Source organism: Candidatus Melainabacteria bacterium, from assembly GCA_003963305.1.
Classification (GTDB): Bacteria; Cyanobacteriota; Vampirovibrionia; order Obscuribacterales; family Obscuribacteraceae; genus PALSA-1081.
In genome coordinates this window covers 507,045-528,789 of sequence record RXJR01000001.1, presented here as the reverse complement: position 1 = coordinate 528,789, position 21,745 = coordinate 507,045, and the positions used below count along the sequence as shown (strand labels likewise).

Annotated in this window: 16 protein-coding genes and 1 tRNA gene; 7 read left to right on the top strand and 10 right to left on the bottom strand. The window is 49.2% G+C overall.

The window, feature by feature from the left end:
* Positions 1-32: 32 nt before the first annotated feature.
* On the bottom strand, positions 33-1,082 hold the full coding sequence (recA, locus tag EKK48_02255; GenBank protein ID RTL46255.1) for a recombinase RecA: 1,050 nt from the start codon (positions 1,080-1,082) through the stop codon (positions 33-35).
* A gap of 543 nt (positions 1,083-1,625) precedes the next feature.
* Between recA and EKK48_02250 the strand changes: the two genes are divergently transcribed.
* The 5 genes from EKK48_02250 to EKK48_02230 all read left to right on the top strand — a co-directional run bounded on the left by EKK48_02250 (position 1,626) and on the right by EKK48_02230 (position 10,382).
* Positions 1,626-2,318, top strand: a complete 693-nt coding sequence (locus EKK48_02250) for a Crp/Fnr family transcriptional regulator (protein ID RTL46179.1) — start codon at positions 1,626-1,628, stop codon at positions 2,316-2,318.
* Positions 2,319-2,351: 33 nt separating this feature from the next.
* A tRNA-Arg gene (locus tag EKK48_02245) sits at positions 2,352-2,425 on the top strand.
* A gap of 333 nt (positions 2,426-2,758) precedes the next feature.
* The gene (locus EKK48_02240) at positions 2,759-3,775 is read left to right on the top strand and encodes an RNA polymerase sigma factor RpoD/SigA (protein RTL46178.1); all 1,017 of its coding nucleotides are present in this window, start codon (positions 2,759-2,761) and stop codon (positions 3,773-3,775) included.
* A gap of 92 nt (positions 3,776-3,867) precedes the next feature.
* On the top strand, positions 3,868-7,077 hold the full coding sequence (locus EKK48_02235; protein RTL46177.1) for a hypothetical protein: 3,210 nt from the start codon (positions 3,868-3,870) through the stop codon (positions 7,075-7,077).
* Positions 7,077-10,382 (top strand): hypothetical protein, encoded by a 3,306-nt coding sequence (locus tag EKK48_02230; protein ID RTL46176.1) that lies wholly within the window; start codon positions 7,077-7,079, stop codon positions 10,380-10,382. The genes EKK48_02235 and EKK48_02230 overlap by 1 nt, the downstream gene beginning before the upstream one ends.
* On the opposite strand, the gene EKK48_02225 is transcribed toward EKK48_02230, so the two are convergent.
* Positions 10,328-11,788 (bottom strand): hypothetical protein, encoded by a 1,461-nt coding sequence (locus EKK48_02225; GenBank protein RTL46175.1) that lies wholly within the window; start codon positions 11,786-11,788, stop codon positions 10,328-10,330. The genes EKK48_02230 and EKK48_02225 overlap by 55 nt on opposite strands.
* Positions 11,789-11,914: 126 nt before the next feature.
* On the opposite strand from EKK48_02225, the gene EKK48_02220 reads away from it, so the two are divergent.
* Positions 11,915-12,679, top strand: coding sequence for a hypothetical protein (locus EKK48_02220; GenBank protein ID RTL46174.1), 765 nt, complete (start codon positions 11,915-11,917; stop codon positions 12,677-12,679).
* A 55-nt stretch (positions 12,680-12,734) separates the two neighbouring features.
* On the opposite strand, the gene EKK48_02215 is transcribed toward EKK48_02220, so the two are convergent.
* Together EKK48_02215 and EKK48_02210 are read right to left on the bottom strand one after the other, a co-directional pair.
* Positions 12,735-13,478 carry a hypothetical protein gene (locus EKK48_02215; GenBank protein ID RTL46173.1) on the bottom strand — a complete coding sequence of 248 codons (744 nt, stop codon included), beginning with the start codon at positions 13,476-13,478 and terminating at the stop codon, positions 12,735-12,737.
* 2 nt (positions 13,479-13,480) lie between these two features.
* Entirely contained in the window at positions 13,481-14,278 is a 798-nt protein-coding gene (locus tag EKK48_02210; protein RTL46172.1) for a 2,4-dienoyl-CoA reductase, read from the bottom strand.
* 140 nt (positions 14,279-14,418) lie between these two features.
* Between EKK48_02210 and EKK48_02205 the strand changes: the two genes are divergently transcribed.
* Complete coding sequence (locus EKK48_02205; GenBank protein RTL46171.1) at positions 14,419-14,616, top strand: hypothetical protein; 198 nt, start codon at positions 14,419-14,421, stop codon at positions 14,614-14,616.
* Here the strand turns inward: EKK48_02205 and EKK48_02200 are convergent.
* From EKK48_02200 to EKK48_02175, 6 genes are all read right to left on the bottom strand, one after another.
* Positions 14,613-14,810 carry a hypothetical protein gene (locus tag EKK48_02200; GenBank protein RTL46170.1) on the bottom strand — a complete coding sequence of 66 codons (198 nt, stop codon included), beginning with the start codon at positions 14,808-14,810 and terminating at the stop codon, positions 14,613-14,615. The genes EKK48_02205 and EKK48_02200 overlap by 4 nt on opposite strands.
* Positions 14,811-15,062: 252 nt before the next feature.
* On the bottom strand, positions 15,063-15,485 hold the full coding sequence (locus EKK48_02195; GenBank protein RTL46169.1) for a rhodanese-like domain-containing protein: 423 nt from the start codon (positions 15,483-15,485) through the stop codon (positions 15,063-15,065).
* Between the two features lie 209 nt (positions 15,486-15,694).
* Positions 15,695-18,403, bottom strand: a complete 2,709-nt coding sequence (locus EKK48_02190; GenBank protein ID RTL46168.1) for a hypothetical protein — start codon at positions 18,401-18,403, stop codon at positions 15,695-15,697.
* A complete protein-coding gene (locus EKK48_02185) occupies positions 18,400-19,620 on the bottom strand; it encodes a hypothetical protein (protein RTL46167.1) in 1,221 nt (406 codons plus the stop codon). Before EKK48_02185 ends, EKK48_02190 begins: the two co-directional genes overlap by 4 nt.
* A gap of 9 nt (positions 19,621-19,629) precedes the next feature.
* Complete coding sequence (locus EKK48_02180) at positions 19,630-21,081, bottom strand: MBOAT family protein (protein ID RTL46166.1); 1,452 nt, start codon at positions 21,079-21,081, stop codon at positions 19,630-19,632.
* 211 nt (positions 21,082-21,292) lie between these two features.
* On the bottom strand, positions 21,293-21,547 hold the full coding sequence (locus EKK48_02175; protein ID RTL46165.1) for a hypothetical protein: 255 nt from the start codon (positions 21,545-21,547) through the stop codon (positions 21,293-21,295).
* Between the last annotated feature and the right edge of the window lie 198 nt (positions 21,548-21,745).

Genomic DNA, 21,745 nt, shown 5'->3' with positions numbered 1-21,745 from the left:
GATTTCTCTGCCGCTTCGATTCATCTTTTTGTTTATTCAGCGTCAGCGTCGTCTTTCGCTTCGGCTTTTGCTTTTCCGGAGCTGGGAGGATTCTTCGCTGACAGAGCGGCTCTAACTTTCGCATCGATTTCGGCCAGCATGGCTGGGTTTGCTTCCAGGAAGTTGCGAGTAGTTTCGCGTCCCTGTCCGATGCGCTCGTCTTTGTAGCTGAACCAGGCGCCTGATTTCTTGACGATTTCAAGCTCGGTAGCCATGTCGAGTACGCAGCCGGAGGTGCTGATGCCGCGTCCGTAAATAATGTCGAATTCGGCAATTCTAAATGGTGGTGCCACTTTGTTTTTGACGATTTTGACTTTAACGCGGTTACCATATTCGGTGCTGTCTTTCTTCAGCGTTTCGATCTTGCGAATATCGAGACGAACTGAAGCGTAGAATTTAAGAGCGTTTCCACCGGTGGTAGTTTCTGGATTTCCATACATGACACCGATTTTTTGTCTTAGCTGATTGATGAAGATGACGATTGTGTTTGTTTTGCTGACTACGGCTGTCAGTTTGCGCAACGCCTGACTCATCAAACGAGCTTGCAGACCAGGCAAGCTGTCGCCCATTTCGCCTTCGATTTCAGCTTTCGGCACCAGTGCCGCAACTGAGTCAACGATAACGAGATCAACTGCGCCTGAACGAACCAGCTGTTCGGTGATTTCGAGCGCTTGCTCGCCGGTGTCAGGTTGCGAGATCAGAAGCTCGTCAACATTGACTCCAAGTGCTCTGGCATATTCGGGATCCATCGCGTGTTCGGCGTCGACTATAGCTGCGATGCCGCCCAGTTTCTGCACTTCAGCAGCAACGTGTTGGGCGAGAGTCGTCTTACCTGAAGACTCCGGTCCGTAGATTTCGATGATTCTGCCGCGCGGCAGACCGCCGACACCAAGAGCGACGTCCAGTGACAGCGCGCCTGTCGGTACAGTCTCGATGCCAGCCTGTCTTGAATCGCCCAGGCGCATGATGGAGCCGTCTCCATAAGCCTTTTTGATCGAATCAAGTGCTAATCCGAGTGCTTTGCTTCGTTCTGGTGATATCACTTTGCTGTTTTCATCTTTATTTTTGAGTACTTCGCCAACAGAGCCTTTTATATCGTGTTTATCGGCTGTTGATTTACCATTTTTCTCTTTCGTGACTAACGCCATTGTAGTTCTTCTCCTCGTGTTGAATTAAGCGTTGGCGCCATGCCGTGCCCGACCTAAAAACGCCAGCGAGCGTTAAGGCAGAATTTGAAACGCTGATTTTCGAACAATCTAGTGCAAGCTCTGTGCACATACACAGCCAGATTATAGCGGTATGCGCGCCTTACACGCGAATTAAAAGTGGCACCATTATGCTGTGTAGGGTTTCCGCATATGCCTTTTGATACCAACTCGATAGATCCGGCTTGATTTTGTACGGTGTTACAAAGAAATGGTCGAGGGTATAAAAAGGTTGCTAGCCAACAATTTTTATTCATTAGCTAGCTTCTAACGGTAATACGTTAAAACTCGTCTCCGAGTTCAAATCCTCGGAATGCACAGCCAGGTACGAGTTCTCGGCAGCCAGGCGCTTGATATGGACTCGTGGGGGGAAGCGGCTCTATGAAAACTGCTCCAAAGCTCTTTAGCTTGAGGCAAAGCGAGATTTTTGAGTCCTTTAACCCGGTCGAGTTGGGTCGCTTGCTAGGCATCCTGGAAGAGCAAGACCTGCCCAAGCATCATGTGATCTTTTCTCCCGGTGTCGCCTCTGATGCCATCTACTTTATTGAAAAGGGGCGAGTGCGTCTGACTCGCCTGTCAGCTGAAGGCAAAACAGTTATTCTGGCCCTGCTCGGACCCGGTGACTTGATTGGTGAAGCCGCATGGGAAGCCGGTGAGCATGACAGCTACGCTGAGACGCTTGAAGACTCACGCATTTATCAGATCAGCCGGGAAGCATTCCAGACTTTGATTCGTGAAAATCCGGAATTTGGTTTGCGCCTGATTCAGATTATCGGCATGCGATTGAAACAGGCACAGGCTCGCATTGAAGACCTGGTTTTCAGGCAAGTACCCAGTCGCGTGGCGCGTCTGCTTGTGAGCCTGGCAGAGAGTCACGGCAGGGTTACTCCCAACGGCATAAAAGTAGAATTCCCTTTGACGCACCAGGAGATAGCAGACCTGGTTGGATCATCGAGGGTCACAGTTACTCAGATTTTGAACAGGTTTCGAACCAGTAATTGGATCGAGATGGAGTCCAAGCGCGTGACAATTCACAACCTTGATGCTCTTGAAGACATGATTCGGCATCCGTAATTATCCGTACAGCGTATATAATAGGTCTTCTGAGTGCCCGTAGCTCAGCTGGATAGAGCGTCGGCCTCCGAAGCCGAAGGCCTTGAGTTCGAATCTCAACGGGCACGAATTTTTTTGCAATAGCAGTTGTATATAAAACATGGCACCTGGCAGTGTGCACTGTTTTTTTGTTTTCTGGAAATAATTTCAACTGATTTGACATTGATCAGATCGGTCGAATGCAATGCGCTTTAGACATCTCCTGTTCATCGATTCTGATCTTTGTGTATATGCTTCTGGTGACTCCACCTATGGTGCCTAATTTCTTGTTGCTTTTTAAAGCGTCTTTCTTTATCTTCTAGATATCTGTGATGAAAAGAACGGCACTGGAAGCTAAGACGACTTCATGCCACCATATAAAAGGAATTACCAGGCGTGTCGTCAAATTGAATTACTAACTGATGAAATCGAGAGCAAGAGCGGCAAAAATAGATGATCACAGTGAGCAGGAGTTCACTGTCGTAGAAGGCGTGAGCGACGAAGAGTTCGAAGAAGAATCATCCGATCTTCAAGAAGAAAAATCATCTGCATTTGAACTTTTATCGTCAGATGACGTATTAGATAATGAGCGCCCAGTTTTAGCGCACCGTTCTGTAGAGGAGGATTCGGTCAGGATATATCTAAAGGAGATATCTCGGCACAAGCTGCTCAACGGTCGTGAAGAAATTGAGCTGGCCAGAGCAGTGCAGGCTGGAGATGCGATCGCGCGACGCAAGCTTATACAGGCAAACCTGCGCCTGGTTGTGAGTATTGCAAAAAGATATCGAAACCATGGTTTGAGCTTCCAAGATCTGGTTCAGGAAGGAAGCTTGGGTCTGATTCGTGCTGTTGAAAAATTCGATCCGGAAAAGGGCAACAAATTCTCCACCTACGCAACATGGTGGATCAGACAAGCTGTCACTCGGGCACTGGCAAATAAATCTCGAACCATTCGAGTGCCGGTGCATATGAATGAAGCAATTACAAAATTGAAGCGATCAGCTACTGCCTTAGCGCAGGAGTTGGGGCGCTTTCCGACGCCGGAAGAATTATCTGAAGCATCAGGTTTGTCGAAAGACAAAATTTCGCTCGCTTTCGATTCAGCAAAATTGCCGTTGTCGCTCGACTCTGCTTGCAGCGACGACTCTGATGGCACGCTCGCTGACATCATCGAAGATGCTGATGCACCGATGCCTGATGAAGCCACAGCTGCAAGGCTCTTGAGCAGGCACTTGCATGATGTGTTGAACGAATTGACAGACCGCGAAAAAGAAGTAATTCAGTTTCGATATGGGCTCAACAATGATCGCTCCCTCAGCCTGGAAGAGCTGGGTCGTCAATTGAACATGAGCCGTGAGCAAGTCAGACAGATTGAAATCAAAGCAATGCAAAAGTTGCGACGAACCTGTCAGGCTCATTTGCGCGAATTTCTGCACTAAAAGCAGACTGAATCTACAAACACAAAGTAAAAAGCACAAAGCAGATCAGCGCTGCTGACTGCATTTACAGCGTATCCAGCAGTGGAGAAATCTTGATCGTGTCTATTCCGGCACATCCGACCCAATCCATAGCCGCTATCAGCACTTCTGTCTTATCAACCGAAGGCAAAACTGCAATTGCTGATTTGATCATCGGACCCTATCGAGCCGGAAAAACGCTCGCGCTGCTCGATCAAATCATCGAATACTGTCAGTCCAATCTTTTCAGAGAGTCGATAATTCTCGTTCCATCCAGGCGTTATCAGCAGTTATTGGAACGGCGGCTGCACCAGGTTTTGCAGTCACGGACCGTCGAATCGGGTAAGTCCGGTTTGGTCGGGCTGAAGGTAGTCAACTTTCAAAAATTGTGTGAGCTTGTTTTGAGGCGTTCCGGCACGGCTTTTCGCGTTATCCCGCAAAATGTGCGCCCGGCGATTGTCTCGAGATGCATGGTGCGTCTAAATGAAGCCGGTGAATTAAAGCACATTGCCGGAATGGTAAATTTTACCGGCACTCACCAGTCGATTCTTGATCTGATTGATGAGTTTGAGCGTGCAGCGCTCACTCCGGATGACGTGATACGGCGACTGGAGAGAACTTCTCAATCTGATTCTCGCTATATGGAGCTGGCGAAAATCTATTCTGCCTATAAATCAGAATTGGCGCAGTGCGGCTTCGATGACGAAAAGGGTCTGGCATTTCGTGCTCGCGAGATTCTCTATTCGAACAGTTTCGCAATGGATCTAGGTCTTATTGCAGTCGATGGTTTCGACCGATTCAACAGCTTGCAACTGCAGGTTTTAGCCGGGTTGGCGCGCCACAGCGAAGCTTTGAAAATCTGTTTTGACTATCTGCCGCCTGAAGCAGACCTGGCGCAAGAGTATGTCTGGAAAGAAGCCAGCTACAACGATTTGCTGCGCACTCTCGGCTCGACCGTCAATACTATGGAGATGTCTGCTCCGGTAACCGTAACCCGACAGTGTCAGAAGTTCCGAGCCATCGACCGGCAATTCGAGATGGAATACATCGCTCGTCAAATCAAAAACGGAATCGTCAAAGCCGGGCGCAAAGCCAGTGATTATCTTGTTGTTTCACGCAATATCCGCAGCTACAAAGCTGCCATAGCAAGTGCGTTTGATTCAGCCGGGCTGAATTATCACATTGATGAAGCAATTACTCTCAATGCACTGCCCCTGGTGCAGTTTTTGAATAAGCTTTTCAACCTGGCTTTCAATAAGTTTCTGCGTGCCGACACTCTAGCGCTCTTGAACAGCCCTTACTTCAATCGAAAGAACATAGGACTGACGCGTCGTGACATAGAGGGACTAGATCGTGCCTCATTGCGCATGAACGTGGTTGGGTCTCGTTCGCAATGGGAAGATGTCTGGCACTGTCTTGATGCACCGCGTGCTGACGCTCGCAGCATCTTGTTTCGTTTTTTCGATATTGTCACGCCTCCAACCGTGGCAACTTATCATGAATTTGTGCGCTGGATAGAAGACGTGATTGAAAAGTGCCTTGTCAATCCAGAGCCCAATCTTGAGCGGGAACTATTCGATGTTTTAGAAGAGCAGAGGGCGCTTGTTGAGATACGTCGTGTCGTCGCCTCTCTGGTTCATGAGGAAAACATCCTCGGTGAACAGGAACAGTCGGTAGAACGGCTTCTTGGGCGCCTGGGCAATCTTATCGAAAGAAGCAATTTCCGGCGTACTCCACGCACTGCCAATTGTGTAGTGATCTGTGGAGCAGACCTGGCGCCGAACTTGCTGGTAAAAGAAGTTTTTATTGCCGGGCTTGCTGACGGCGAGTTTCCAAAACGCTCGAGCCAGCGGGGATTCGTCAGCAGTGATGAAGTGGCGAAATGGGCAACCTTCGACGTCAATATTCAAAATCCACGTTTTCACCCAGCCTTTGAATTCGCTCTGTTCAATTCGCTTGTGCAGCGGGCCGAGGCAAAAGCTTATCTCTCTTGCCCGCTTTCAGATATGAGTGGTGAGGAATTGACGCCATCGTTTTTCTTGACGGAGGGCAATTCAGATTTCGAGCACGAGACTCCCGCGATTGCGCCTTTTGCAGAATCCAATCTGGCGCCGCTGTCGGCACGCGACCTGATCGCGCATCATGGCTGGAAATTAGGACCACAATTAGCTTCGCACGAGCTGCCCGCTCACCCGGATGTTGAGACTTTGCGTGATAAGCTGGGCGCACCGCTTTCGGTGGCAATGGCGCGCGCCGGTAATTATGCTGCCAGTTCATTCAACGGCTATTTGACTGATTACGTCAAAACAAGAGCGATTTCAGTGGCGGTGCCGCTGCGATGGAGCGCCTCGAAGCTGAACGAATATGGCAAGTGTCCATTTCGCTATTGGATTTCACAAGTTCTCAAAGCCGCACCTCACATGGAGCCCGAAGACGAGCTCGATGCCAAGGCAATCGGAGAGATGTATCACAAGGCTCTGGAACTTTTCTATATTGAGCTGCAAAGCAAAAGCATGAACCTTTCCTGGGCCGATCATGATGCGGTCAGAGAAATCTTCGACCGCTCAGTTGATGCTGCTTTCCTCTGGTTGGAGGAGAAACGTGAATTGCGGCGCAGTGAATTCTGGCAGTATCAGAAAAACGAACTAAAGTTTCGCCTGCAGCGTTTCTTCGAATTCGAGTTGACCAGCGCTCAAACAGACCCCGACAAATACGCGCCAACACTGGTGGAAGCTAAATTCGGTTTCGATGGTGATGAGTCGTATCCGCCCCTTATGATTGCTTCCGGCAGCGACAAACCAATAGCTATCTTCGGCAAAATTGATCGCGTCGACATCGCCGAAGATTTGCAGGAACAGCCGCGCATCAGAGTCGTAGACTATAAAAAGGGTTCTTCGCCCGTGACAGACGCTGATGTAGTTGAAGGACGTAATATTCAGCTGCCGCTTTATGCACTGGCTGTCGAGCAATGTATTCTACCGGGCGCCAAAGCGGTGGAGGCGAAATATCTTAGCGTTCAGGCCGCAGCACCAATTGGTACTCACTTTTTCGATGGTCGGAAAAAAAGGCGCTCCAGTTATGGCTCCGGTGATGAAACACCGATCAATCTTTTGCAGGTGACTGAGGAGCATGTGAAGCGCATCGTTAATGGCATTGCGTCGGGAGATTTTTCAGTCTCTCCGACCAACAAGAGTGTTTGCCTTACCTGTGATCATCGCACCATTTGTCGGGTCAAAGAAATGACAGGTGAGCGACCTGAGTCTGAAGTTGGAGGTGTTGAATAGTGGCGGGTTTAACCGAACAGCAGCAGCAAGCCGTCAACAGCATCGACCGCAATGTTCTCGTCAGCGCCGGTGCTGGTTCAGGTAAGACTCACGTGTTGGTTGAGCGCTACATTGAGCTCTTGCGCTGCAACCCGGAGATGTCGGTGTCGAATATAGTGGCAGTAACCTACACTCGCAAAGCTGCTGCTGAAATGCGCACCCGCTTGAAAGCCAAGATCGCGCAACTACAGATTACACCTGATCTTGAAGAACGAGCCAGATGGAATCAATGTTACACAGAGATTGACGGGGCTCGCATTGTCACCATTCATTCTCTGTGTGAATCAATTCTCAAGGCTTTTCCTGTTGATGCTGCAATTGACCCGCAGTTCGAGATTGTCGATGATGTCGGTCAATCGCAGTTGTTGCGCAATGCCATGGACCATGCATTCCGCGAAGTTATTGATGACGGCGCAGAGGAGTTGGAATTGCTCCTGCAGCAAAATATCGAAGACCTGAGATTCTGGATGCAGCAGTGCATGAAGTCTTCGACACAGTTTAAGGAAGCGCTTAAGTCTATTGGTGAGTTGAGTGAACCAAAGCTCATTGCGTATGCCGAACAGCGATTGCAGGAGTTTCAGAAACGTTCTATCGAATCGGCGTTGTGTGACAAGCTCTTCAAGCGTGCTTTCGCGTATGTCGAGCAGAATCCATGGCGCGATGCCGCCAATGAACTGGAGCGATTGCGCGGTGTTATGGTGCAGTTGACTCATGACTTGATGTCTGGCGCCGGCGAGCATGATGAACGCTGGTCGAAATTCTGCCAGATTGCCTCGATTAAAGTTGGTCGTTATGGTCCCAAGAATGGAGACGCCAACGAAATCAAAGGGGCAATGAAGGAAGTGCAGACTATTGCCTCTGATCTGACGAAGAAAATTCCAGGCGCTCTGAATGAGGAAGATTTCAAAGCCTTTCGTTTGATTGTGCTTTTCGTCCGTCTGGCAAAGCGTGCAATGTCGCACTACGAGGCTGAGAAGCGCTCTCTTCTCAAACTTGACTACAACGACTTGATCGAGTTAGCCGTGACGGCGCTGGAGCGAGAAAAGTCGCCTGCTAAAGAGCACTATCACCAGACGGTGCGTGCCATTCTCGTCGACGAATTCCAGGATACAAATGTCATGCAATCGCGCATGATTAAGCTGCTCGCCAGCGACACCACCAATCTGTTTTTGATTGGTGACGACAAACAGTCTATTTATAAATTTCAGGGCGCCGACGTCGCCACCTTCAACTCCTGGAAACTGGAATTTCAAAGCGCTGATCCTGATTCGATTTTGAGTCTGTCTCAATCGTTCCGCAGTCATCCATCGGTAGTCGGCTTTATAAATGCCATGTTTGAAAACATCATGGATGATGCCGACGAAGTCTATAAAGCGCGTTTTGAAGCATTGACTGCGGCTCGTTCGGAAGTCGATGATTCCGAGCGAGTTCAAGTAATTGTCCTTCCTGAGTACGACAGCTCAGGGGATGCGCTCAAAGCAGCAGAGCTCAAGGCTATTGAGGGACAGGCTGTAGCAAGTTGGATCAGCACAAATGTAAAAAATGAGACGCCAGTATCTTTGAAGAGTGGTGGCGTAAGACCGATCCAGTTTGGTGATTTTGCGGTACTGGTTCAACGCAATCAGGATTTCGCCGATATCGAAATCGCTCTGGCTGCACAAAAGATTCCCTATGTAACTCTCGGCGGGCGCGGGTTTCTTGAACGTCAGGAAATCTATGATGTGCAAAACCTGCTTTCTTTCCTCGCCTATCCCCAGGACGATCACGCTTTGATCGGTATTTTGCGCTCGCCCATGTTTGGTATCACAGACGACATCTTGCATTTGATTGCTTCTGATAGAAGCGGCGGCAGGTCTCTCTGGCAGCGGCTCAAAGACACAGTCGAGCTGCGCAAGCCAGGCTATGAGAGCATTGCTAACGCCAAGGTCAGTCTCGCTAATTGGATTAAAGATGCCGCGGTTATGCCGGTTTCGGAATTGTTGCGTCGTATTGTGCTCAGTACGAGCTATGATCTCGTTTTGATGACAATGCCCAACGGTCATCAGCGCTCTCGCAATCTCTGGAAGGTTGTTCATTTGGCCACGGAAAACGAGTCTCTCTCATGTGCCGAGTTTGCCGACAGTTTGAAGCTGATGCGAGAGTTCAAAGTGAAGCAATCAGATGCACCTTTAGACACTGGCGATGTTGTGAAACTGATGACTATTCATAGTTCCAAGGGTCTGGAATTCCCTGCCGTCGCGCTTCCGGTTCTCGGTACGCCTGCCACCAGCAAGGCTACTAAGCTTAAGTTTCACCGCGATTTTGGAATTTCAATAAATACTTCTCGCGATACTGAAGACGATACCAAGCCAAGCTGGTACAGGCTCACTCACTTGCTCGATTCGGAGTTCGAGCTGGCCGAGAAGAAGCGCCTTCTTTACGTAGCAATGACGCGGGCGCGCGATCATCTAGCGCTTTTCGTTCAGCCTCAGGCGAAAGCCTCGCAATCCTTTTTGAAGTGGATTCATGAGTCATTGCAACTGGAAAGCATCGATTTTGAAGCTGCGACAGTTCACAATTTGAATTCACCAGGGCATTCTGCCCGATTCACGGTTCAGTGCTCTGTTGCTCCGAATCTAGACCGTGAGCCAGCTCTGGGCAGAACGGAAGGCGGACAAAAAATCGATTACAGTTTGATTGAGGCGCTGCCGGCCATGCAAATTGAAGCTCCGGCAGTTTGGGCTGACTGGTCGCGTGTCACTCCGAGCAATGATGTCAAACCTTTTGGCGCCACCGTATCTGGTACTTTCTTTCATGCTCTTATGGAGCATGTTACTTCTGTTCCAACCGGCTTGACCAGAGAGGTGATTGAGTCGCTGGCTTTTGCACAGGGCGACGTGGTTGCTCATCCGGATTCCCTGGCTCGCCTGGTTTCCGAGGGTGAGCGACTTCTGGCAGTTTTTCAAGACAGCAAACTATCATCACTGCTTAAGACATCCAGGCGACACTTTCATGAAATTCCGTATCTGCTGTTGGACGATGAAAACTCTTCCACCAAACGTCCGGATCTTTTAATTGAAGATGAGTCTGGAAAGTGGATTATTGTTGATTACAAAACGGACAAATTTCAACAAGAGAAAATGGTTCAGCAAGCCGCAAAACACCATGAACAGCTGACTGAATACGCTCGCGATTTGAATCGATTAACCGGGATAGAGGCTGAGACGTATATCTATTTCGCAGAGTTCGGCGTACTTTTTGATTCGACCAGACGCGCTGTTGTGTAGCCAGAGAATTTTGTCCTGTACATGATTAGAGATTGAATCCCTATTACAATTCGGGATATGACGATGGCAAGCCAGATTCCGCTGTAGCCAAATTCGAGTGTGACTGCGAAAAAATATGCCAGTGGCAGTCGACATAGAATGTATCCTGTGAACTGGGCAATGAGTGAGAGATTCGTTTCACCTGCGCCTTCCAGTGCGGCAATGAGTATTGAGCTTATGGCAATCAGAGGCAGTGATATGTTGGCCGACGCTGTGCTGATGAAGACTTGTTTCAAAACCGAGGCGTCGGCAGTAAAGAGTGCACCTAATGGCAGACCAGCGTTGCTAATCACGCTTCCGCAAATTAACATCCCCAGTGCTGCGGCGACTGTTAGTTGCCATCCAAGCCTTCTTGCTTGAATGAGTCGTTTTGCTCCAACTTGATGTCCTACTAGAGTGGCGCACACCGTCGATAACGCAAGTAGTGGAAGAATTCCAAATGTCTCTTCGATTTTCAAAGCGACTGTATATGCTGCTTGCAGTCTTTCGCTGTCGGGCAACCGGCCCAGGAGCGCATATATAGCGGCAAGTGACAACAGGCAGCAAGCTTCCGATAGAAGTACGGGAACACCAACGCTGTAGAAATTCTTCAACCTGGCCAGGCATTGACCGCTTTCCATGACTGGGTTTCTAGTGAACAATGTCTTCCCAAGGAAGTGTGCTGCAAGTCCCACACCAGCTACAGCTCCGATGTCCCACGCCACTGCCAGTGATGTCAGTGAGTTTGTCATTGTGGTTTCATTGCCGTAAAAAAGATAAAGTCCGCCGGCAATTGAGATGATTCCGATTAGACTCCAGAGTTTGAGACATTGTGCGGTGTGACCCATCGACCTCAGAATGGCTGCCTGGACAAGGACGATTGTGAACGGTAAATTGCCAAAGGCGCAGGTTTGCAGATATGGCAGTGCAACTGATTTCGTTGCCATTGTGCAGCCTGAAAATTCAATCAGTGCTTGGGCTCCCACGTAGCATGAGATAGATGCGAGTATCCCGATGCAAAGCGCCAGGAGAAGCCCATCGATTGCGTACTGGCGTGCTCTTGATGGCTGGTTTGCCCCCAGTGATTGGGACACGAAGCAACCAGTTGCCGCGGCTAAACCAGTGCCAATCAACATCGTCGCGAATATGCACTGGTCGGCAATGCCTACAGCGGCTTGTGCGGCGGCGCTTTGCCAACCTGCAATGGTCATATCGACGGCGCCAATCAAACAAAAAACAAATGATGTCGCTACTAGCGGCAGCGAAAGCCGCAATGCGCCAGACAGAGTCATATTGCTTTCGTCTAGATATGTCGTTTTGCCGATAGCCTTGCATTCCACTTCTGTTTCGTTTGGATGGTGTGTTTTTTCGTCCTCGAGCTCTTTCATTTCTCCTCCAAGACAACCTGTAGTCTGGGACCAAATCTGGACCCAGCCCGCAAAAATGTGGTATAACGATTGAACGTGGTAACGTTACCACGATTAATCGTTGTTGGCAAGGAGATCATTTCTGCCATGGCTGAAAAGCGCGTCGTGACCTGGTACGAAGCTCTTAACGAGCAGGTTGAGTGGAAAGACAGAGCCATGATGCTGGGCTGGCTGACTGATGTGTTTGGGCATGCGGTTGAGCCTGGTCCCGAGGCACTGGAGCAGTTCAGCGTTTCACTACGCCGCATGCGCCTGCAGCTAGGCGATGCCCACTTTGAAAAAAACTTTGATTTCGCCTGGTTGAACGAAGAGCTGAAGGAGTGTCGAATGCAGTTCGAGCGTCGCTCCGATAGTAAGCCTGATGATCGCCTGCCTGCTCTGATCGCTTCGCCGTGCACAGTTGACGATGTTAGTGCGCGCTCCGGCAGAGGCGTTAACTCAGATGTATGTTTGCGCAACCTGGATGCGGATTCACTGCTCGACATTTTGAGACGCACTCTGCTTTTACAATTCGCACAATTTTTTAGTAGTATCGTAGATGGTGGCGCTGATGACGCTCCGCGAATCGACCGATGCCGTGGACTTTATCGCGACGATTCAAGCGTGGCAGAGGAAGCGGCTTTTCCGCTCAATATTGAAAAGAGGTGGCGCGACGAAATTGAGCTGCTTGTACAGCATGAAAGAGTTGCCTCAGATATAGGGCGTTGCGAATATTTCTTTCCGCGCACGCCGAAGGGACGTTTCTGCTCTGACAGCTGTCGCTTCAGTACTTTCCAGATTACAAAGCAGCTGGAAGAGCCGAACTATCTGGCCGACAAGCAGAAGCGATATCGATCAAGCAAGAAAAGCTGATAGATATTGCGATCGATATCGCGATTGAATCAAGGCTCAAATATTCAGTAGCAGTTTATTTGACTGAGATTGACTGAACTACTTTATCGATCTCGTCCAGGTTCGGAGTGAAGCTACTTGACGGCAGAGCACTTAGAAAGGCTTTTGCCTTTTTCGATGGACAGTCTTTTGGAAAGCCGTTCGCCTTGACTGGAATTGAAAGTGAAACATAGTACTTCAGATCATCTGTAATACCCTGGTATGTGTAGAAGAAGTCTCCGTTATTGATCGGTGCTTCATCTTGCGCATATGCGGTCACGTAGGCGATGCCTTTGCCTTGCTTGAAAAGCAGATGTTTTACGTGTGTGTGAAATACTTGATAAGCTTCTATAGCTGGCAGCGCCGGTAGTTCTTTCATGCCGCCGTCTTCTTTTTTGGCAATCACTGTTTGTAGATTCCAGACTGTTTTATCAAATTGAGCTTTTTCTTTCCCTTTAAATAACTTGCCGTACTCGGCCAACGGGTAAACGACCAGCATCCGATCGCCAAGCCCTGTGTAGTCAGGCACTTTGTCGCTGTCGAATTGAACATAAAAGTGCTCTGGTTCGCCGTTCATAAAAGGCGGGCCGCTTGGGTCATTGGCGATTGCCGGCATGGTTTTTACTGTCACCTTTTTGGCGACAGTTCCAGGTGAAACCGTAAGGGTCACATTCTTGAGCGCCGATGGTTTTGCTGGAGACAAAGCCTGCACCATTGCTGGTGCGCAGTTGGCCAGCAAAATACCACTGCACAAAGTCAGCCAAATTCTCTTTTTAAGCATTGCTATCCCCCGTTTAGCATATCCAGAAAACTCTTGCTTTTCATCCAGGCTCCGCCATCTGCCGTCATTACATCGCCTGTAATGTAGCCAGCTTTCGATGAACACAAAAACAAAGCGAGGTCGGCAATTTCGTCTACCGTTGCCAGCCGTCCCAGCGGAACATTCTTCTCGATCACTTTCTGTGCTTGCTCGTTGTCGAACATCAGATTTTTGGACGCTCCCTCAGTCACCATAGCTCCCGGAGCCAGTGCGTTGACGCGGATTCCGTAGTGTCCCCATTCTGCGGCAAGCGTGCGTGTCATCGCCAATACACCAGCTTTTGCAGACGCAGAATGCACCACGCCTGGTGATCCCGTCATGGCATAGGTAGCAATGATGTTGAGGATGCAGCCGCTTTTTTGCTCAATCATCTGTTTGCCGGCTAAGCTGCTGCAAAACCAGGTGCCATCGAGAACGATTCTCACCACGGCATTCCAGCCGTTTGGCGTCAGTTTTTCGGAAGGTACCAGAAAATTTCCAGCTGCGTTGTTAATTAGAATGTCAATCCGCCCAAACTTTTCGACAGTTGTTTTGACGAGTGTTTCAACTTGACTATGGTCTCTCACATCGGTGGGCACTGCCAGAACAGTTCCGCCCTCAGCAGCAATGGCATTGGCTGTGGATTGTAGATGTTCCATACTGCGGCTGGCAATAACGACTTTCGCGCCTTCCCTTGCCAGTTTAAGAGACATTTCTTTGCCAAGACCTGTGCCGCCGCCGGTGACGATTGCGACCTGGTTGGCAAATTCTCTTTCTTTCACTGTTCGACCCAAATAAGGAAGAGCAGATCGTAATTTGCCGACGTGCTATGCGTCAAGCGCTTCATGCAAGGCGGAAAGTTGATGACTACTACTCAAATTCATGCTTTGATAGAGACGCTCATCTTAACGGCGGAGAAATTATGGACAGAATGTATCTCAAAAATACTTTGGAACTGCTGCAGCGCGAAAGAGATGCTCATGGAACCAAATTTGGAGACAATCCTGTTCATTCGAAATGCCTGCCAAATTTCGAAGCCGCGATCGCGAAACTGCAGAAAGAATTGGACAAATTCAACGACGAAAGTCCGTTACCAGGTTCCGGTGGCGCGACGGTCTAGTCGGCTTCGTCATCACCACGAGTTTCGCACTCTAAACCAACGGGTGCGGATAATCCCTGTTCGTCTTTTTTGATATCTTTTTTCGGTTCTTCAACTGCTTTTCGCCCAGCTCCCATCGAGAATGCTTCATCTCGCTCTTCTCTGGTTGGCTTTGGTTGACACTGCCCGGTTCGAGATTTGCTCACTTCGTCCATATCTTCTCCTCGAACGCCGTTCGCCTTCGCATCAGCGTTTCCACAATATTCTTCTTTGAAAGGGATTGGACGGATTGCTGCAACTATAGTTCCAGGCTGGGAAAAGAGCGGTTCGATTCATAAGAGCTGAACAGTTCTGACCAAATGAGTGAGTTCCTCAAAGCAGAAGAGCTCGACCGTAGCCGAGCTCTTCGGAATGTTTGAGGCGGCGCGAGACCGTTTAACGCATCATCTGCCACCAGACATGCTTGATTAGCCGCAGGAGTTCTTTGTTGATGAACAGGTTGAAGCCTCAGCCTTGCCTTCTACTTCAAAACCTTTTTCGGCGAATGAATTGAATCCGCCAACCAGTTCTTGCACTCTGTATCCTTTCTGAGCGAGCAATAGAGCTGCTTTTGCAGAGAGGTGGCAGGTGATGTCATAGCAGTAGACGATGGTATTTACGTCTTTGTTGAGTTTGGGCAAATATGCTTCGAGTTCGTCGTATTGTACGTTTACAGCTGTTGGAACATGACCTTTCTTAAACAGCTCTGGTGTGCGCAAGTCGATGACTTGTACCTTCTCTTTGTTCTGGATCAGATGATTCAATCCAACCGGACCCTGTTCATAAGCCAGTTTTGCTTCAAAAAATTTGACGGCGGCTTCGGTTGTTTCTTTTGTCAATGTGACAGACATTGTTCCTCCTTCATGAGCGATGCTCAGAGTTATATGTTCGAGTAACTGCAGCTGATCGTATGATCTTTGGTATCTATTCGCAAGCAGGCACTGAATTGTGCTGTAGTATGCCAATTGATACCAATGTGAACCTGAGCCGTATACGGGGTTTGCCGTAACGCGTCAGAAGTTGCCAGGGCATCAATATATCATGAATATGGTTTCAGAAATCAGTAAATTGCAACTTTCGATTTTGCGAAGTCTGGACGTTCATCCGCAGCTAGCTTCAACGATAAATTATCGAGATGTACAGGTTGCTTCGACTCGAGTTTGATTTCGAAGAATTCGTTGGGCTGGTTTAGAGATTCTCTGCTGAGGCTTCCAGAGAGTTTGAATTCTTTTCCGGTGATTGCTTTTATGCTGTTTGGAAGATTTAGATCGGAACCTAAATTTGTCATGTTGCGCACATCTACTTTGGAGAGAACGCTGACTGCTTCTTCTGCGAATGTGCCGCTTACAGTCACATTGATGAAAGTTGACTGGCCCAGTCCTTGAGGTACGGCATAACGTTTTACGAACGGATTTTGCGCTGAAATTATTATCGGAGATGATTCCAGCACAGAGTCCTGCAGCACTTTCGCTGTAGAACCCCCACCTTTTGACGGATTGGCGCCCAGGCACAAGAAGAGGCGATATTGCCCGGCCTGGTTTCCAAAGTCTGGTGATAAGTCATTGAATGAATCTTTGCTGTCTTTAGTCAGCCAACATTTACCCTTCGCAGCAGATGCAGTCAGTGGTTCTGAATATCTCGCGTCTAACTTGGGTTGAGTTTCACTGAGCAGCTTGCAGCCGCTGAATCCATTTAGTGTGGGGGCAACCAGCTTACCGTCTTCGGTGCGTATAAATGAACCATATATGGTGGCGTGCCCGTCTGGTGACGATATCGATATCGAATTCTCGCCGTTCTTAAGGAGGGAAAGCGGCACGACCACTCCACGCCATTGTCTCATCTGCTCGGGGTTCTTGTTGCTGACTCCGCCAAATACTGAGTAGTTGACCATCAAATTCTTGTCGGATGTGAACGTCGATAGAGGTGCAAGTGTTTCGCCTAATTTGGTTTTGTTTACTTCAATTACTGCATGAGTTATCGAAGTGTCTCCGTCGATTACGAGCATTGCCCAATCGGCTTTGTCGGGCGAAGTGAGCTGTACGGATCGATTGGCGATTGTGTTCCCTTTCAATTGACACTGCCACTCTGGAACGTTTCTGGCCGTGGTAGCAAAAGCACTGCAAATAATTGCCGCTGGAATAATTTGCAAGCAGAGACTGAGAGGAAACGCTTTCTTATTGCCTGTAACAGCAACGACAGCCGTGCTCATCGCTGCCGCCGCACAGACAAATAGCAACCAGATTACAAACTCTGTAAATTGCTCCAACTGACATGATTGCATGATGCTATGAAAGTCGAATGTGCATAGCGCAATCCAGATAGAAACTGCCAGTAACAGATAGCCGCCAACGACTTTTCTTTGTTTTGTCGATTTCACCGTCTGGTACAGCGCATAGCTGGCCAGTAAAACGATAAAGGGCATTGAAGTGAAGGCTTGCCGGGGACTGGCGTTGAAAATCATGTAGATCAGGTGGCTGACAAGGAGTGTAGCGCTCAGATAAATGACCGGGCGAACTAGTTTGTCTGTACTCTGGTCTTCCGTCTTGCCGTGAGTTTTGCTTTCATTTGGACTCTTCTTGAACATGATCAAAAGTGCCCCAAACGCTGCGAGGGACAAAATGATTTGATGCCAGATCCATTGCGCAGGCAGAGGCATGCCGAGGAATTTGCTCAGGCAGTCGTTCCATGGGCAGCTCCAGAGTCGGGCGACACGGCGTATGGCTATGTTCGAGAGGCGAGAAAAGTTCGCCTGCCATATACCAAGAAAGGTGCCGCCTTTATCACCATTGACGGTGTCGAATAGCTTGACGAAACCGGTTTCTGGATTTTCCGACCAGCCGTCGTTTTCGCTATTTCCACCGATGACGATGTTCAAAACCGGCTCGCGCTGAGCCGTGACTGAATAGCTACCGGTTGCTTCTTTCGTGAACAATAACCATGGTGCGAGAACAAGCATCAACCCGATCGCTGCGGACATCGCATGTACTAACAGCCGTTTGCACGTCCACGCTGCATCAGCTTCGCTATCTCTCCAGAGAATAAAAGCTACGACGATAAATCCTGCCAGAAGTCCCGGCAAGAGAGCTGCTTTGAGCAGCACCACTGTGGCTGCTATACAGCTCAGGGCGAAGCTGCGCAGATATCTGTCCGAAAGCCTGGAGGGAACCAGGCACGCAGCGGAAAGCAGCAACGTAGATGTGATGTTCTCGGTCATGAACCTGCCCGCACCGAGTACAGCCGACGGAAACGCCGCCCAGAGGAGCCCTGCGAACAACGCCCATCTGTTGTTGCGCAGCAGACGTCGGGCCGCTAAGTACATGCAGCACGCAGATGCCGCGTGCAATAAAGCTTGCAAAGCAAGCGCAGCTCTCATGTCGAACAGATCTGGACTTTTGTGGATGAGACTGAACCAGGCTGCGCCCAGCAACGGCAATACGGGACCATCCATCATTAGCGGTTCTTTCAAGGCGCTGCAAATCGTTTGCCATTCCTGTAGCGTGAAATGGTGAATGAATGTTGTTGCATTCATCACCATCTGAGTGCTTGAGATGTATTTGCCTGAATCAAACATCGGTGCTACGTCGAGAGCTGCATGCGAGAAGTTGGTTCGCAAACACAGAACCAGACCCGTGATAAAGCATATGCTGAGCCCCAGCGCATTGAATTTCCAACCGTCTAAATTTGTGTTCTTTTGAAATGGGGCAGTCGCTCCGTCACTGTATGTAGTGGCGGATGCTTTGGCGTTGGTATCTTCCCTGGTTTCAATCATTTTGATTTTCGCAACTCGACATGATTGGCTACCAGTGCCTGACTGAGCAGATCGAAGAAGCGCATTCCCCCCAGACCATTCAGATGTGCGGAGTCGGCAAAATATCCTCGATTGAAAGTACCGGGTAAGTTCATGTCAATCAACTTGCTATCGTATTTCGCCGACAGAGTTTGTATTTGCGTTAGATAGTTCTGGTAGAAACCTGGCGGCATCAGCGCCACGTTGTCGGACGTAAGAGGCATGTTGATCAGAACGACGTTGATTTTCTGGTCCTTGCCATACTGCAACAGCTGCTCCAGATAACCCAGTTGATTTTTGAACATCCTGGCATTCATGTGCGCGTAGCGCTGCCTGTATTCAGCGAGATTATCTAGATAAGGAACTGGCGGATCGCCATAGGGGCAAACCATTGTCTCGTTGCTGGCTACATCTTCGAGCAGATCCTTAAGAGCGATTCGACGTAATTCGAACGGCACCTTGTATGTGTCCAGGTTGCGGTGACCGATGCCTTCCAGCAACGACTTGAATGCATGCTGCTGCATGCACAGCAGATCTACCCGGTGCTTATAGATGAAGCTTATGTTTTCCAGCCCGCGGTCCATGACCTCAAAGAATGATGGCTTGGCAGCTGCGAATGTTTTCGAAAGATCTCCGACTCGAGCCAGATATCTGAATGTCTCGGTCGTTGTCACGTTTGTCAGCGTGTTGTCCATGAAATCGCGTGGAGCTATTCCATAGACGATTGTGGTTGGTTTGTCTTTTCCCCGCAGCAGGGTTGACGCAATCGCGTATGCGTCTGATGCCATTTGCCCGGCAATGGCGAATGAGAATGTGTGAGGCTTGTAGCCGAGTTTTGCTTGTAAGTCATCTTGCAGGCAGGAGCTTGTGTGGTGCAGTGAGACATTCTGCGCTTTGTGCAAATATGTCGCGTCGCCTGTATTAAGCGCCTCCAGCATCAGTGAAGATCCAAGCAGCACTATATCTGGTGTCTGTGGTTGTCTGTGAAAATCGCTGACCGCCCACCATATCCAGCTCTTATTGGGCGAGTCGAAGCGGTCGATATTCCAGTATTGATATGACAAGCGGGCGGATAGATCCAGAATAAAGAGAGCTGCCAGTGCCAGCAATCCATAGCTCAAGTAGTGCTTGCCACCAGCCGACTTCGCTGGTGCAGCCGGTTTTACTTGTGTTGGAGCTTTGGGAAGAGCCTGAACCATCTGTGCTTCCTAGAACTGGAAGTAAATAAAGCGAGGAGATTTGTCTGGCGAAAAGATCACGATGAGTAAGATCATCGCTACACACCATGCTGCTTTGACTAGCTTGGGCGAGTTTTCGACCAGATTGGTTTTATCGATTTTGCCCATAAGTATGTGGGCTATGGCCAGAATCGGAAGCACGAAATAAATGGCCGGATAAATGAGCGGATAGTTGATTGCTGGAAGACTCATAGCAAGCGGTGAGGCGTGCGCCTTCAGTGCATCGATGAAGAAGAGTTTCTCGAGAATTTGTCCGCAGCTTGCAATATCTTCAGCACGGAAGAGAACCCAGCCGATGCATACTGTATGGAAAGTCAGAAGCATTGAAAATGCTTTGCCCAGCCCGGTATCGAAGGCCGCGGAAACTGCTTTGACGGATTCTCTGAAAGTTGAGAACTCTTTGTGGGCAACCAGCAGAAGGCCGTGAAAAAGACCCCACAAGAGAAAGTGCATCGCCGCACCGTGCCAGAGTCCGCCGAGCGTCATGGTGATTACTAGATTACGCGCGTTCATCCATTTAGAACAACGGGAACCGCCCAGTGGAATGAACAGGTAGTCTCTCAGCCATGTTGAGAGTGAAATGTGCCAGCGGTGCCAGAATTCGGCGATACTCGTCGCCAGATACGGCAGGTTGAAGTTGATTGGCACCTTGTATCCGAACAGCATCGCTGAACCGCGGGCGATGTCTGTGTAGCCGGAGAAATCGAAGTAGATCTGGAAGGCAAATGCATAGGTAAAAATCCACAGATCGAGCCCGTGGAACAGTTCTGGATGGGCGAACCCGCCCTGAACAAAGAAGGCTAGATTGTCGGCGATCAAAACCTTCTTAAACAGTCCCAGCAGAATCAGGGCAATTCCATCATCGAAATGCTGAAGGCAAAATTTCGCAGGTGACATGAACTGCGGAATGAAGTCCTGGAAGCGTTTGATGGGACCGGCGATCTGAGTTGGAAAGAAGCTGGCGAAAAGTGCAAAGGCAAAGAACGATTTGATTGGTTCATTGCCTCTATAGACGTCAGTGCAGTAGTGAATGAATTCAAAGACGAAAAAGGAGATGCCGAGGGGCAAGATGATATCAAACGGTAGCTTGCTAACCGTTATACCAAGCGGCGCCAGGCAGCTGGCTGCCAGGTCGTCGAAGAAATATGCATATTTGAAGAAAGCCAGCGTTGCAAGATTAAGAACGACTGAAACGGTGAGCCAGAATTTTTTTCTGTTTTCACTTTTCCAGATGGCATTTGCCAGCAGGTAATTCACTACCGTAAGCGCGATGATCAGTACGATGAATGCCGGGCGCCAGCTCATGTAGAAGATGTAACTGGCGATGAGCAAAATCGGCACGCGCCACTTCTGAGGACTTGCCCAGAACAGCGCCACTACGATTGGCAAAAATATCGCGTACTTCAGTGAGTTAAAAAGCATGGCACCGTTGGGTTTAGCGACTCGCAGATAAGCTTGTCAATAATACCGACCACGGGCACGCGCCGCCTTAACCTAGTTACATCTAAAGGTTGTTGGCTGAAATCGATTTAAGGTGACGCTGGTACTAAATACGGTGCAACAGCAAAACCCGGTCTTGTGGACCGGGTTTCGAGGGAGGAGGGGGGTAAAACTGTTTGATCTGTAAAGCTGTTCAGGAGGTTAACGGTTCGTGATTTATTTCTCGCCAGCGCCCTGACAGCAGGCTGCACAGGTGCTCGAAGTGATGACGTGCTGATTTGACTTCGTTTCCATCGATTCGAATTGTCGGTGAACCTCCGATTTGTCCGGCTTCTTCCACCATCTCGATGGGAATCGGTAGTCGCTCGTCGGCGATCGCCATTTCCAAGGTCTTCCGCGCTTTTGCAAAGCTCGTGCATCCTGGAGCATACAGAAGTTCAACACGCATAGATTCGAACCCTCCTTTCAACAGTGGAAAAAGGGATGCCTGAGCCGCTCTCGGGATGGAGAGCTGCGGCGAGAAAAATATAAAGGAATCCTGAAAATCTCGCTTAACAGAAGTATAAGCGAACGATGTCCAAAGGCAAAATTAAAGCGTATCCAACGTCGGTTAACATTCACTCATAGTCTGCGGTTGTTCTGTTCG